The following is a 12,377-nucleotide window of genomic DNA, read 5'->3' on the forward strand; positions in this document are numbered from 1 at the left end:
CCTCAGCAATGTTCGATAAAAGCGTCGGAATGACGCTGCCAGATTTCTGCCACCACCTGCGCCTGATAGCAGGCATCCTCAAGGGAGTGGTGCTTCAGGGTCTGGCGCGCGGGCGAGCAGCCGGTTGCCTGTGCCAGACATTGCAGAGTGCGCATATCCCGCACCCGCCAGTAATGCCAGGGGATGGGCAGGCCATGGCGCTCAAAGGCGGCGCTTATAATCACCACGTCAAAGTTGCCTCCCTTGCACCAGATATTCAGGTGCTTGCGGCCAGCGGGTATCTGGCTGGCGTTGATGTCATTCAGGGCATCTCGCGCAGAAGAGCGCGGTTCAATAATCAGTTCGGCGCGCGCTTGTGCATCCTGACGTAACCACCACAACGCCGTATCGACTTCCGCGAACGCCGAGGGTTTCAATGTCTATCATCAGGTGGTTCATGGCTTCGGCCCCTCATGCGTGTCAAGCTTCGATAAATGCCGGGGCATCCAGGCGAGCAGTTCATCCAGTATTTTTTCTGGCGCCAGCCCACGTTCGCGTTTCGATTTCAGCATGGTGCGTATCACCGCAAGCGTATGAGCAAGTTCGTTTTTTCTGGCTTCCGCACCAATATTCAGATACTCAGATTCGCCAAATTTTGGCGGATGGCGGATGGCGGATGGCGGTAGCGACCCGGCGCGCCGTCCTGACGGGAATGGATTATTTCAGTCATGGTAAGTTCTCCTTTATTCAGGCCGTATGAAGCCCTAGCGCCCTGCGCCTTTTTTATTTCACTTTAATGGCGGGTAATAAATTATTGTGGCACTAAGCCATCAGTGTGATTCTCCATTAACCACTTTATGCGCCGCCTCAAATCCTTTTCTATTCCGGCAATAAATGCCTGTGCGTAAGACTGTTGTGGATCAACATAAAAATAGGTGTAATCATCCTGTGCCCGAATAGAAAAATCATTTTGCATGGCGGGCAATACATGATAGAGAATACGGGCCATATCGTCGGTATTCATAATAAAAATCCTTAATGGTGACAGGTATTTTTAGCAGCTGCTTGAACAGGACAGCATAACATAACGCTGCACCTCCTTCGGCAATATCGGCCCGGGGACATCGCCTAATGCCAGGGATTTAAGTGCGGGCTTTAATGCCTCTACACTTCCACTATCCCCGATGAAAAAGGCGATCTGATAAATTTCGCGTATTTCATGTGCCATGAATACGAAAATAGACCAGCCTCTTTTCCGGTTTATTCGCGCAGTCAACATAATAATGTCGTAATGCTTCATTCATATAGTCGGCATAAAAATGATTCATGACCGACTCCTTTTTATCCCCGATAAACTTTTTTGACATGCCTTGCCGCATGTTTTCGGTGGGCTTTGGCGCGTATCTGGTCATCTTTGCGCTGCCTGCTTTCCCTGATATCGATAATGACTGCATAGAGGGAGAGTGGCAGCGCAATAAGTAACAGGAGTACCGGTACCAAATAATCCATCCACCATAAATCTTGCAATATCATGATTTATTCCTCACGTGTTTCTGGTGCAGAACCAAAACCACTGGTTTTAAGCGCTCCCACATAACGACCATCTTTGAAATATCTACGATGGAATTCAGTGACATGGATTCTGCCAGCCTCGTTGTTTCGACTTTTTTCGCTCATTTATGTTAACCCTCGCGTTAATAAAATATGGCCGGGTTTTAGCCATGCCCGGCGCATGGTTCTGTGGTAATCTCACCATGTCCGTCATGTTCTGAGCGGAACACGGGCATGATCACCACCCACAAAAAGGAGATAATAAACATGAGCATTGAAGATAAATTCAACTTTGCTAAGTCATTCGTTATCTTTGAGGCTGATTCCAGGTACATCGGTCAGGCTTATGCGCTACGCTTTTCTTATCAATCCAGTAAAAATCCGTTACCGCCTGCCGATGAAATATTGACAGCCCTGACTATTCCTCAGATAAAAAAGCTAATCGCTGATCTTCAAGGCGCTGTTTATGTCGCCGAGCATGAGCATGAATTTCTTGACAAAGAAGGTCGTCATTAACGCACCCCAGACTTTTAATGATCCCCGCAGCATAATGACTCGCGTCAATAGTGTTGCTGTCATTGTCTTCCGCTCGGTATTCACAGCTAATAACGCCGCCACCTCGCGTAAACTTTGTGCAGGTAACAACATGGCCCGGTCCTGAGTTCGCCTCGAAAGGATCTTGCGCAGTACTCAGGCTATCACGCTGCATAGACTACCCCTTGACCGGTGTAAAACCGCCGAATAACGCGGTCTATTTGCCTGGCGCTGTCGATGTCTCCGGCGGAATAGGCATCTTCTAAGGCATCCTCCAGACCAATACTCAGCCGGTAGGCGTAATCGTCGTCTAGCTGTTGCTGCAACTCGGGCGGCGTGGCTGTCGCCGCGCGGAGGTTTGCCCGCTTGGTGTGGTATTCCTGCACAAGTTCATTTATCAATGTGGCGTAGGCCGGTTGCATTGGCTTTCTCCTACAAACGTTGGCGAGCTTGGCGTTCAACGCTGCCTTGCGGGCCTGATAGGCTTTGCGCATGTCGTCGGCACGTTTTTGCTGAATGATGTCTATTAGTCTGTTGAAGAACACATAGAGCATGAAACCAATAGCGCCAATAACCATCAGGCAGCGGGCAATGAGAGTTAAATCACTCATTGGCGGCCGCTTCCTGCATCATGATTTCGAGCTTACTGCGACGATGCGCGGCTTTTCTGCACCGTTGCTTTGAGAGTCATCTTTGAGTTTTAACTTCTTTGTCCCACGGTCATACATCCAGTAATCTTCCCAGGAGTGCCATTCTGGCTGGCGGCTCCAGATCGGGAAGTATTTCCGCCAGTTTGTCCCAACGCGCCCGATTGATGTACCAGGTACCTTTACCGTTCGGTTTATCAGGTTGTTTCATTTGATGCGCTGGCAACATGCCACGCTGGCACATTTTGCGAACCGCAGCAGCCGTATACCCCACATAAAGAGCAAAAAGCGCCACAGTCACCAAAGCGGAGATCGGGCCATCGTAGGTAACTTCTTTCTTCTTTTTGTGTGCTTTTCCAACAGATTGATCTAGCTGAGATTCTTCCTCGTCTTCGTCAGTTTCGGAGGAGATGTCCATCTCTTCGTCGTCCTGTTCGTCGTGATCTGCGATCTGCTCGGTGATAGTTCTGATTAATGCCTCAGCTGAAAGCGTAGGCTCCATCTGGTATCCTCCTAACGGGTGCATTTGTCGCTATCTGTCCAGACCTGTCTAGAGATGGCGGCGTTTGCTTTTCTATTAAATCCCCGCAAGGGGGATCTTTTGCTAGAGGTTGATCCCCTCATAAGTATCTTGTCAATAGATTATTCTCGAAAGCTCTGCGCGATCCGAAAAGCTGAAAAACTAACTCAAAAGCAATTTTCCGAAATGACACAGCTAGCTCTTAGCACCGTGAGAAACTACGAATCTGGGCATAAACCAGCCATGGCTGAAATCATGGAAAAGATTCTTCAAGTTGAAATGTTTGAAAAATATTCAATGTGGTTGACAATTAATAAAACAGCACCAGAAGCCGGCCAAATTGAGCCTGCTCTCTCTCATGATGGATCCGATGGTATGGAAGTCGGCAAGCCAACCGAAAAAACGGTCGTGGGTTCGGATGTGAGATCGTCCTGCTATGTCCGCAAAACTGGCTGACACTTCACAACGCATTTTTAGACTGGGCAGAAAGTCAGTCGCTCAGTGATGTCGGAGGGCTTCATCATGTCGATTAAGAAGCTCAAAGACGGACGTTATCAGGTTGATGTTAGACCGCAGGGTGCAGAAGGGAAACGCATCCGCAAGATGTTTGCAAGCAAATCGGAAGCACAGGCTTACGATTTGCATGTTCTTGTTAACTACCACTCCAAAGCGTGGGTAGATAAACCCGCAGATCGGTGCCCGCTGGGGTGAGGCCGCCAATCTGAAGGCGGAGCATATTGTGGGTAATCGGGTTACGTTTGTTGAAACAAAGAACGGCAAAAAGCGAACAGTTCCTGTAGCAGATGAAGTTGTCGCACTGATCAAAACCTGCCAGAGCGGGCCGCTATTTGATGTGAGGTATACCGCTTTTAGAGAAAATTTGCGCATAGTGAAGCCAAACCTTCCCAAAGGGCAGGCGACGCACGTTTTACGGCATACGTTTGGTACGCACTTTATGATGAATGGAGGCAGTATTATTACGCTTCAACGCATTATGGGGCACGCCAACATCATGCAAACCATGGTCTACGCGCACTTCGCGCCGGACTTTTTACGCGATGCCATGCCCATAACCCCTTGGCCAAAAGTGTCCATATTCTGTCCACCGATATGGCCTAAATAAGCCTGGATCGCCCTTTGATTTATTATTAATTTTTTGAAAAATAAATAAATTTAAAATCCATCGAGGGGCGAAAAAAGCGCCGGAGGGCGCCTTTTTTATTGCGCTATGCGCGCTTGCTGCCCGTCGCTATCGCCGTTATCGGCTGCGCCAGATCAAACAGTTCACAGGCGGTTGTTTCCCCCACCGTAAAACGGGTTAACAGTTGTCTCACCTCCGGGCGATAAATCGCGTCGCCGATTTAGTCCCTCAATTGCAGCAGATGAGGCCTGGCCATATATTTCAGCAGCGCATCCTCTCGGGTCATGTAGTCCGCGAGGCAAAGCGTCCGCAAATCGCTATAGTCAGTTTCCCGAAGCGCCGTTTTCAACCGGCTGCCGCGAAACTCATCGTGGGTGGCGCAGCGATTGGCAAGCGCCAGCACATCATGGCAAATGTGCCAGAAAACAGGCGCTATCGGTAATGCGCAGCAGGTCGCGCGGCCGTGGCGGGATCGTCAAGTACGGCATGAAGTTTTTGTCGCATCGCCGGCGCGTCGGCCATGCTTTCGATTTGCGATTAGATGTACCGTTCCGGCGTCAGCTGTTCACGTATTTCTGCCAGTGCATCGCCCAGCGACTGGCAGACTTTCATCGTGCAAACTTCAGCAAACTGATGTTCCAGACGGTAATCCAGAGGCGGCGATTGATAGATCCGATGATCACCGATTTGTAGCAGATAAGACCACAATGCCTGTTCCAGCGGTCGTAGAGGAGCGCTAGCTGAAAAACGCCGCGGTACTCGCCGTCGGCAAAGGCGCGTAACTGCATAAAGCGGGCAACCATCGTTACCGGGGAGAGATCCCGCGGCTCGCCGGCGCCGGGCTGGCTAATTTGCCGGTACAGCCGGGCGATAGCGGTGCGTTTGCCCCCTTGACGCAGAAATTTGTCAAACAGTCGATCGACTAGCTCCATATGGCTGGCGTCTTCCAGCATTCGGGCGTGGATAATGCGCGCGATGCGCCTGCTGTTGAGCGCAAAACCTCTATTCAAAAGAGTACCGAGAGGGCGAGAAGAGATGATATTCATATCATGATGCCTCCGTCGTAAAGGGCAACCACCTAATGCTAACCACCTGCGATTGACTGGGCGCTTTTTGCAATTCGATCGGTGTGGCTTCGCACAGGTGGTTGCAGACCCCAAAACAGGGCGGTTCTCCGTTAGGTGATTAAAAAGGTAAGAATAGGTGGTTGGTGATGATAAGACGGTGCATGTAAAGGGGATGAGGGGGAGCGTGCTTTGCCAGGCCGAAATAACGTCCCCCTGAGCCGTGCCGGCGCCGGTTCCTCCACGGCGGGTGTGGAGGGGGGCAATGCGCTGGCGACAGAGGCTTCAATCTCTTTCGCCCGCCAATGCGGCGAAGAAGTAATATCGACCGGCTGTGTTTTCATATGAGTATCAACCACTTGTAAGACATCTGGCAGCGTAGGCAATAACACATTCAACGCGCCCGCCAGGAAGCTGCGGGTATATTCTCCAGTCACGCGCTGTTCAGGGTTGTTGCTGCTCTCGCTGTCCACATAATCGAGATTGGAGGGATTATCGCGGTTCAGCGACCAGAACGAGAGCGAAGACAATCCATGCTGAGCGGCAAAGGCGCCGACGTTGAAGGCATTGTCCAGAAGTAAATATGGTGCCATCGTCATTGCGGCCTATCATGGGCGTCACGCCGATTTTCGTGAAGCGCGCTTTCTCGGAGATATCGGGATAAAGCGTCTCTAGCTGGGCGGCGATATTAACGGCCGCGTCTTTCGCCGCCTGTCCCATTTCGCCGGCAACGCCGGGCTGGAAGAAATCCATCGCCATGCCGTTTGATGATAAAATCCACGTTTGCAGTGGCCAGTTGCTCAACCAGGGCAAATTGCGCGGGCGCCAGTCCGGTTGGCAGCGTCAGCTTCACGTCCGGGAATTCCGGCTGTAGACGGGCAAGCGCCGCGCTGATTTTCCCCATATCGAATTGGTTGTTCTCAAGGTCAAAATCCAAACCTCGCGGCTGATATAGAGTAATCGCCTGGTGATAGGCTTCCAGCAACTCATCTTCGAATAGGGTGCTGGAAATATCCCGAGCATTAGCGCTGCCGAAGGACAGATTGAAACCCAACCCGGTTTCGGTCAGGGCGTCGGCAAGCGGTTTGGCCCATGCCAGAGGGGTCGTGCTCTGCCTGGCCCAGCAGGGAGCATTATCTTGACCAAGTGTTATGAAGGACAGTGTCAGGCCATCGGTTTTCAAGGCGGCCGTGAGTTCGGCATACAAAGGGTTGGGACGACCAGTGGGAAATGCCTCTCCCACATCCCACTCTGCGTTAACCGAAACATCCACATAGGGCGTAAAAGTCAAAGGGGTGTTCATTCAGTCTCCTTACTATTGGAATTAATAATTGCGCGCGCCAGAGGAGTATTGATGAAAAAAAAGAGGACGTAAGGCATTAACTCTTGAACGAAAGCGCAGCGGCAGAGAGCAGAGGGCGGCCGGTTAGAGCGGGTGCGCAGCAACGGCGGCCGAGCGCTTATCCGCCCTGGCTGTATTGTGCTGACGATAACGTAGATACCGGGCGGGTGCTGACGCTATGCATCGGCATGCTTTCGTGTCAAAGTGATCCGTCAGGCGGCTCGCGGTTCACGCCGTGCGGCTGCCTGCCTCGTCATGAGTCGCTAAAGCATTATCGTTTCAGCTAAATATCATGTTGCTTTTATGTAAACAAATTAACAAGGCGGTTAAATACTGATAAACTGGCGCTTGCCCAGCCGGATAACAACAAACCTTTTCTAATAAATATATCGCTGGTGAGGAATGGAAAGCCAGGCACTACTATGACAATGAAAGCGAGGAGAACGTCGTGCTAGAAGATTATCGTAAGCACGTTGCCGAGCGTGCTGCACAGGGCATTGTCCCTAAGCCTCTCGATGCTGTACAAATGGCGGCGCTGGTTGAACTGTTGAAAACCCCGCCGGCGGGTGAAGAAGCCTATCTGCTGGACCTGCTGACCAATCGTGTCCCGCCAGGTGTGGACGAAGCGGCTTACGTTAAAGCGGGTTTCCTCGCGGCCGTTGCCAAGGGCGAGGCGCATTCTCCTCTGGTGATGGCGGAAAAGGCCATTGAATTGCTGGGCACCATGCAAGGCGGCTACAACATTTCGCCGCTGGTGGACGCGCTGGATAATGACGCGTTGGCGCCGCTCGCCGCGCGCGCGCTGAAGTCCATGCTGCTGATGTTCGACAATTTCTACGACGTGGAAGAAAAAGCCCGGGCCGGCAATGCGCATGCCCAAGAGGTCATGACGTCCTGGGCCGAAGCGGAATGGTTCTTATCACGACCGCCACTGGCGGAAAAAATGACCGTGACCGTGTTCAAGGTCACCGGCGAAACCAATACCGATGACCTGTCGCCGGCGCCCGACGCCTGGTCGCGGCCGGATATTCCACTGCATGCCCTGGCGATGCTGAAGAACGCCCGTGACGGCATTATCCCCGATCAGCCCGGCAACGTGGGCCCCATTCAGCAGATCGAAGCGCTGAACGGCAAGGGTTTCCCGTTGGCCTACGTTGGCGATGTGGTGGGGACCGGTTCCTCGCGTAAATCCGCCACCAACTCGGTGCTGTGGTTCATGGGGGATGATATTCCCTTTGTGCCTAACAAACGCGGCGGTGGGATAGTGCTGGGCAGCAAAATCGCGCCGATTTTCTTCAACACCATGGAAGATGCCGGCGCTCTGCCGATCGAAGTCGATGTTTCCGATTTGAATATGGGCGACGTCATCGATATCTATCCCTTTGCGGGTGAAATACGTCATCATGATACCGGCGCGCTGCTGGCCAATTTTGCCCTGAAAACGGACGTGCTGGTGGACGAAGTACGCGCCGGCGGCCGTATTCCGCTCATTATCGGTCGTGGTCTGACCGCGCGCGCGCGCGAATCACTGGGACTTTCCTCCAGCACCATCTTCCGCCACGCGCGGGATGTTGCCGCCAGCGACAAAGGCTACACTCTGGCGCAGAAAATGGTCGGCCGCGCCTGCGGTGTACCGGGCGTGCGTCCGGGACAATATTGCGAGCCGAAAATGACCTCGGTGGGTTCACAGGACACCACTGGCCCCATGACCCGCGATGAATTGAAAGATCTGGCGTGCCTGGGCTTTTCCGCTGATCTGGTTATGCAGTCGTTCTGCCATACTGCTGCCTATCCGAAGCCGGTTGACGTGCAGACCCATCATACCCTGCCGGACTTCATCATGAATCGCGGCGGCGTCTCTCTGCGCCCGGGCGACGGGATCATCCACTCTTGGCTAAACCGTATGCTGCTGCCTGATACCGTTGGCACCGGTGGGGACTCCCACACTCGCTTCCCGATCGGCATCTCGTTCCCGGCAGGATCCGGTCTGGTCGCCTTCGCCGCCGCGACCGGCGTGATGCCGCTGGACATGCCCGAATCGCTGCTGGTGCGTTTCAAAGGCACCATGCAGCCGGGCATCACCCTGCGCGATTTAGTGCATGCGATTCCGTATTACGCCATCAAGCAGGGGCTGCTAACGGTCGAGAAAAAGGGCAAGAAGAACATTTTCTCCGGCCGCATCCTGGAGATCGAAGGGCTGCCGGAGCTGAAAGTGGAACAGGCGTTTGAATTGGCCGACGCCTCGGCGGAGCGCTCTGCCGCTGGTTGTACCATCAAGCTTGACCAGGCGCCGATTACCGAATATCTGAATTCCAATATCGTGCTGCTGAAATGGATGATTTCGGAAGGTTATGGCGATCGTCGCACGCTGGAACGGCGTGTTAAAGACATGGAAAGCTGGCTGGCCAATCCCTCGCTTCTGGCGGCGGATGCGGATGCCGAATACGCCGCGGTCATCGATATCAATCTGGCCGAGATCAACGAGCCTATTTTATGCGCTCCGAACGATCCGGATGATGCCCGTCTGCTGTCGGATGTCGCCGGCAGCAAAATCGATGAGGTCTTCATCGGCTCCTGCATGACGAATATCGGCCACTTCCGTGCTGCGGGCAAATTGCTGGACAGCCACAAGGGCCAGCTGCCGACCCGCCTGTGGGTTGCGCCGCCGACCAAAATGGACGCCGCTCAGCTCACCGAGGAAGGTTACTATAGCGTATTTAGCAAGAGCGGTGCTCGCATGGAAATCCCGGGCTGCTCGCTGTGCATGGGTAACCAGGCGAGGGTAACGGATGGTGCCACGGTGGTGTCTACCTCGACCCGTAACTTCCCCAACCGTCTGGGCAACGGCGCCGACGTATATCTGGCTTCCGCAGAGCTGGCGGCGGTCACCTCGCTGCTGGGCCGCTTGCCGACGGTAGAGGAGTATCTGCAGGCGATGGCGATGGTGGATCAGACGGCGGTGGATACCTACCGTTACCTGAATTTCGACCGCCTCAGTGAATATACCGATAAAGCCGATCAGGTCATTTTTCAAACCGTGGTCTGACGCGTCTCTGGTCGGCGGCGTTCTCTGCCGACCGCTTCGGCTACTCCTCCACCGCCCGTCGTTGCTGACTGGCATTTTTTTGAGGATGGACGTGGCACGCGATGTGCTGCGGAGCCAGCTGTGGATTGTTCCCGCTATCCGGTTTTGGCTGACGAAGAAAAAGCTCGTAAACTCCCCTTATCTTCCACCGTCGTGTTTTAAACGGATGCGGCATTGCGCCTCTTGCGGGGTGGACAGCTACAATGGATTACGAATTCCTCCGCGATGTTACCGGCCAGGTGATTGTCAAATTCTCCATGGGCCATGAAGCCATCGGCCATGAATTTACCCTGCTTATTGACGCCGAAGAGGTGATAGTCCGCGCCAACGGCATGTCGGTGGCCTTTGACGCGCTGGAGGAGGGGCGAGTTATTACAATGAAGAAAGCCTGTCGCTGTGCGGCAGCGACGATTTTCTGCTGATGCTATAAGCCGGTATCGCTAGTTTATCCAAACCGGCGGATGAAGCGTGGGGAATAACGGCAGTGCGGCCGATAGTATTATATTGAACGCGACGTCGCCCGTTGTCGCCGCTCATCGCTACCGCGTACCGGCGCACGCCATGCTTACCTCCGCTCGGGCCTGGAGCACCGCCGCGGGACAACCGCTTTTAGTCCTCTAGAGGGCGGAAGCTTTACTGCCGGGATAATCGCTTTTGGTCCCCTTAGCGGCAAAAGGCTATGCCCCGGCGTATCCCCTTTTGCACCCGCTCAGGGCGGCAGGCATATCACCGGGATAGCCGACCCTGATCCCCACCAGGGTAGAAGACCAGGACGCTGGCAGCGGCGGGGGGTTACAGCACCGGCAAGTTGCGGCCGTAATAGATTTCCTGCATCTCTTTATAGAGTAAGTCGGTAATCGCTTTACGCTCCTCGGCGCTGAGATCGTCCGGTCGGGCATTGAACAGATAATGTTTCAGATCAAAATCTTTCAGCATTATCTTGGTATGAAAAATATTTTCCTGATACACATTCACATCCATCATGTGATAGAGCGCTTTCATATCTTTCGACATGAAATTCTGAATCGAATTGATTTCATGATCAATGTAATGTTTTACCCCGTTGATATCGCGGGTGAAGCCGCGCACGCGGTAATCCATGGTGACAATATCCGACTCCAACTGATGGATCAGGTAATTGAGCGCTTTTAGCGGGGAAATGACGCCGCACGTCGATACCTCAATATCGGCGCGGAAGGTGCACAGACCGCCCTCGGGATGGCTTTCCGGGTAAGTATGCACGCAAATATGGCTTTTATCCAGATGTGCCACTACCGACTCCGGCAGCGGGCCAGGGTGTTCAGACGTGTCAATGCTGCCCGGATCAACCGGCTCCTCACTCACCAGTATGGTCACGCTCGCACCCTGCGGCTCGTAGTCCTGGCGGGCGATATTCAGGATATTGGCGCCTATCATGGAGCAGGTTTCGCTGAGAATTTCCGTCAGACGATTGGCGTTATATTGTTCGTCAATGTAGGTGATATAGCCGTCACGGTCGTCCGCCGTTTTGGCATAGCAAATATCGTAAATACAAAAACTCAGGCTCTTGGTCAGGTTATTAAAGCCGTGTAGTTTTAGCTTCTGCAATTTGGTTCACCCCCTTATGGATACCGTTTCAGCGGGAGGCTGATAAGGCATTCAGCAAATATTGCGGCAGGGCGAAGCTGCCGTGATGGATCGCCGCATTGTAATAGCGGCAGGTTAGCGCGGTCTCGTCGATACGAGCCGCCAGGGTCGCCGTGTCGAGCTGGCGTAGCGCCGGATTCTGGCTCGCCCAGGCGAAGGTCATGATGCCGCCATAATAGGTCGGCACCGCCGCCTGATAAAAACTGATGTCGCTAAAATAGTGACCAAGTTTACGATGGCTGTTTACCACTTCATCCTGCTGTAAAAAACACACGCCGTTCTGCGCGACGAAAATGCCGCCCTCATTGAGACAGCGTGCGCAGTCTTGATAAAAATTAGAGGTAAATAGGCTTTCTCCCGGCCCGATAGGGTCGGTGCAGTCGGAAATGATGACATCAAATTTCTCACTGCTTTGGGAAACAAAGTTCACCCCGTCAGCGATCACCAGCTTGAAGCGCGGATCGTCAAACGCGCCGGCGTTGTGGCGCGGCAGGTATTGCTTGCAGAACGTCACTACGCCGGCATCGATTTCAACCATCGTTATCTGTTCAACGCCGGGATGCCGGCTGACTTCGCGTAGCATACCGCCGTCGCCGCCGCCGATGATCAGCACTTTTTTGGCACCGCCATGCGCGATAAGCGGTACATGAGCCATCATTTCATGGTAAATAAACTCATCACGCTCGGTGGTCTGCACCACGCCGTCCAACGCCATGACGCGGCCGAGCGCGGCGTTTTCAAATATCACCAAATCCTGCTGGCCGGTTGTATCCCGGTACAGAAGATTATCCACAGTAAAATATTGGCCGAAATGATCGTGTAACGTTTCGTGCCAGGTTTCTTGATGGGACATGTCTGGCTGCTCCTTGGCAAGTCCGCCATGAAAAA

Annotated in this window: 14 protein-coding genes and 2 pseudogenes; 5 read left to right on the plus strand and 11 right to left on the minus strand. The window is 53.3% G+C overall.

Going from position 1 to position 12,377, the window contains the following annotated elements:
- Positions 1 to 2: 2 nt before the first annotated feature.
- From SGP1_RS04205 to SGP1_RS29075, 3 genes are all read right to left on the minus strand, one after another.
- Complete coding sequence (locus SGP1_RS04205; protein ID WP_050747399.1) at positions 3 to 416, minus strand: 3'-5' exonuclease; 414 nt, start codon at positions 414 to 416, stop codon at positions 3 to 5.
- Between the two features lie 374 nt (positions 417 to 790).
- Complete coding sequence (locus SGP1_RS04215; RefSeq protein ID WP_041866620.1) at positions 791 to 1,003, minus strand: hypothetical protein; 213 nt, start codon at positions 1,001 to 1,003, stop codon at positions 791 to 793.
- 317 nt (positions 1,004 to 1,320) lie between these two features.
- Positions 1,321 to 1,512: a hypothetical protein gene (locus SGP1_RS29075; RefSeq protein ID WP_148203361.1), complete on the minus strand. Its 192-nt coding sequence runs from the start codon at positions 1,510 to 1,512 to the stop codon at positions 1,321 to 1,323.
- Between the two features lie 285 nt (positions 1,513 to 1,797).
- On the opposite strand from SGP1_RS29075, the gene SGP1_RS04225 reads away from it, so the two are divergent.
- Positions 1,798 to 2,046 (plus strand): hypothetical protein, encoded by a 249-nt coding sequence (locus SGP1_RS04225; RefSeq protein ID WP_148203362.1) that lies wholly within the window; start codon positions 1,798 to 1,800, stop codon positions 2,044 to 2,046.
- A gap of 182 nt (positions 2,047 to 2,228) precedes the next feature.
- Here SGP1_RS04225 and SGP1_RS26565 read toward each other — a convergent pair whose 3' ends face one another.
- Positions 2,229 to 2,675, minus strand: a complete 447-nt coding sequence (locus SGP1_RS26565; RefSeq protein WP_011410446.1) for a hypothetical protein — start codon at positions 2,673 to 2,675, stop codon at positions 2,229 to 2,231.
- A gap of 109 nt (positions 2,676 to 2,784) precedes the next feature.
- A complete protein-coding gene (locus SGP1_RS04235) occupies positions 2,785 to 3,213 on the minus strand; it encodes a Cox family DNA-binding protein (RefSeq protein WP_041866623.1) in 429 nt (142 codons plus the stop codon).
- Between the two features lie 54 nt (positions 3,214 to 3,267).
- On the opposite strand from SGP1_RS04235, the gene SGP1_RS04240 reads away from it, so the two are divergent.
- Both SGP1_RS04240 and SGP1_RS25420 read left to right on the plus strand, forming a co-directional pair.
- The gene (locus tag SGP1_RS04240; RefSeq protein ID WP_341532842.1) at positions 3,268 to 3,687 is read left to right on the plus strand and encodes a helix-turn-helix domain-containing protein; all 420 of its coding nucleotides are present in this window, start codon (positions 3,268 to 3,270) and stop codon (positions 3,685 to 3,687) included.
- A gap of 66 nt (positions 3,688 to 3,753) precedes the next feature.
- Positions 3,754 to 4,354 (plus strand): annotated as a pseudogene (locus SGP1_RS25420) (tyrosine-type recombinase/integrase).
- A gap of 238 nt (positions 4,355 to 4,592) precedes the next feature.
- On the opposite strand, the gene SGP1_RS04250 reads toward SGP1_RS25420, so the two are convergent.
- The 4 genes from SGP1_RS04250 to SGP1_RS04265 form a co-directional block, all read right to left on the minus strand.
- Positions 4,593 to 4,775 carry a hypothetical protein gene (locus SGP1_RS04250; RefSeq protein ID WP_041866624.1) on the minus strand — a complete coding sequence of 61 codons (183 nt, stop codon included), beginning with the start codon at positions 4,773 to 4,775 and terminating at the stop codon, positions 4,593 to 4,595.
- 205 nt (positions 4,776 to 4,980) lie between these two features.
- Positions 4,981 to 5,382, minus strand: a complete 402-nt coding sequence (locus SGP1_RS04255) for a hypothetical protein (RefSeq protein ID WP_148203363.1) — start codon at positions 5,380 to 5,382, stop codon at positions 4,981 to 4,983.
- Between the two features lie 167 nt (positions 5,383 to 5,549).
- Positions 5,550 to 6,029 (minus strand): hypothetical protein, encoded by a 480-nt coding sequence (locus SGP1_RS04260; RefSeq protein WP_041866626.1) that lies wholly within the window; start codon positions 6,027 to 6,029, stop codon positions 5,550 to 5,552.
- Positions 6,030 to 6,124: 95 nt separating this feature from the next.
- On the minus strand, positions 6,125 to 6,739 hold the full coding sequence (locus tag SGP1_RS04265; RefSeq protein ID WP_011410449.1) for a chitinase: 615 nt from the start codon (positions 6,737 to 6,739) through the stop codon (positions 6,125 to 6,127).
- 487 nt (positions 6,740 to 7,226) lie between these two features.
- Here SGP1_RS04265 and acnB point away from each other — a divergent pair, with 487 nt between their 5' ends.
- Together acnB and SGP1_RS04275 are read left to right on the plus strand one after the other, a co-directional pair.
- A complete protein-coding gene (gene acnB, locus SGP1_RS04270) occupies positions 7,227 to 9,824 on the plus strand; it encodes a bifunctional aconitate hydratase 2/2-methylisocitrate dehydratase (protein ID WP_011410450.1) in 2,598 nt (865 codons plus the stop codon).
- Positions 9,825 to 10,066: 242 nt separating this feature from the next.
- Positions 10,067 to 10,293: pseudogene (locus SGP1_RS04275) on the plus strand (YacL family protein).
- A 362-nt stretch (positions 10,294 to 10,655) separates the two neighbouring features.
- Here the strand turns inward: SGP1_RS04275 and speD are convergent.
- The gene (gene speD, locus SGP1_RS04280) at positions 10,656 to 11,450 is read right to left on the minus strand and encodes an adenosylmethionine decarboxylase (RefSeq protein WP_011410451.1); all 795 of its coding nucleotides are present in this window, start codon (positions 11,448 to 11,450) and stop codon (positions 10,656 to 10,658) included.
- A gap of 28 nt (positions 11,451 to 11,478) precedes the next feature.
- Positions 11,479 to 12,342: a polyamine aminopropyltransferase gene (gene speE, locus SGP1_RS04285; protein ID WP_011410452.1), complete on the minus strand. Its 864-nt coding sequence runs from the start codon at positions 12,340 to 12,342 to the stop codon at positions 11,479 to 11,481.
- Positions 12,343 to 12,377: the final 35 nt, after the last annotated feature.

Origin of the sequence: Sodalis glossinidius str. 'morsitans', from assembly GCF_000010085.1 — a bacterium.
GTDB lineage: Bacteria > Pseudomonadota > Gammaproteobacteria > Enterobacterales > Enterobacteriaceae > Sodalis > Sodalis glossinidius.

Excerpts from the sequence above, each read along its gene's own strand:
- SGP1_RS04215 (WP_041866620.1), bottom strand. The coding sequence starts at position 1,003 with ATGAATACCGACGATATGGCCCGTATTCTCTATCATGTATTGCCCGCC.
- SGP1_RS29075 (WP_148203361.1), bottom strand. The coding sequence starts at position 1,512 with ATGATATTGCAAGATTTATGGTGGATGGATTATTTGGTACCGGTACTC.
- SGP1_RS04225 (WP_148203362.1), top strand. The coding sequence starts at position 1,798 with ATGAGCATTGAAGATAAATTCAACTTTGCTAAGTCATTCGTTATCTTT.
- SGP1_RS26565 (WP_011410446.1), bottom strand. The coding sequence starts at position 2,675 with ATGAGTGATTTAACTCTCATTGCCCGCTGCCTGATGGTTATTGGCGCT.
- SGP1_RS04235 (WP_041866623.1), bottom strand. The coding sequence starts at position 3,213 with ATGGAGCCTACGCTTTCAGCTGAGGCATTAATCAGAACTATCACCGAG.
- SGP1_RS04240 (WP_341532842.1), top strand. The coding sequence starts at position 3,268 with ATGGCGGCGTTTGCTTTTCTATTAAATCCCCGCAAGGGGGATCTTTTG.
- SGP1_RS04260 (WP_041866626.1), bottom strand. The coding sequence starts at position 6,029 with ATGGCACCATATTTACTTCTGGACAATGCCTTCAACGTCGGCGCCTTT.
- SGP1_RS04265 (WP_011410449.1), bottom strand. The coding sequence starts at position 6,739 with ATGAACACCCCTTTGACTTTTACGCCCTATGTGGATGTTTCGGTTAAC.
- speE (WP_011410452.1), bottom strand. The coding sequence starts at position 12,342 with ATGTCCCATCAAGAAACCTGGCACGAAACGTTACACGATCATTTCGGC.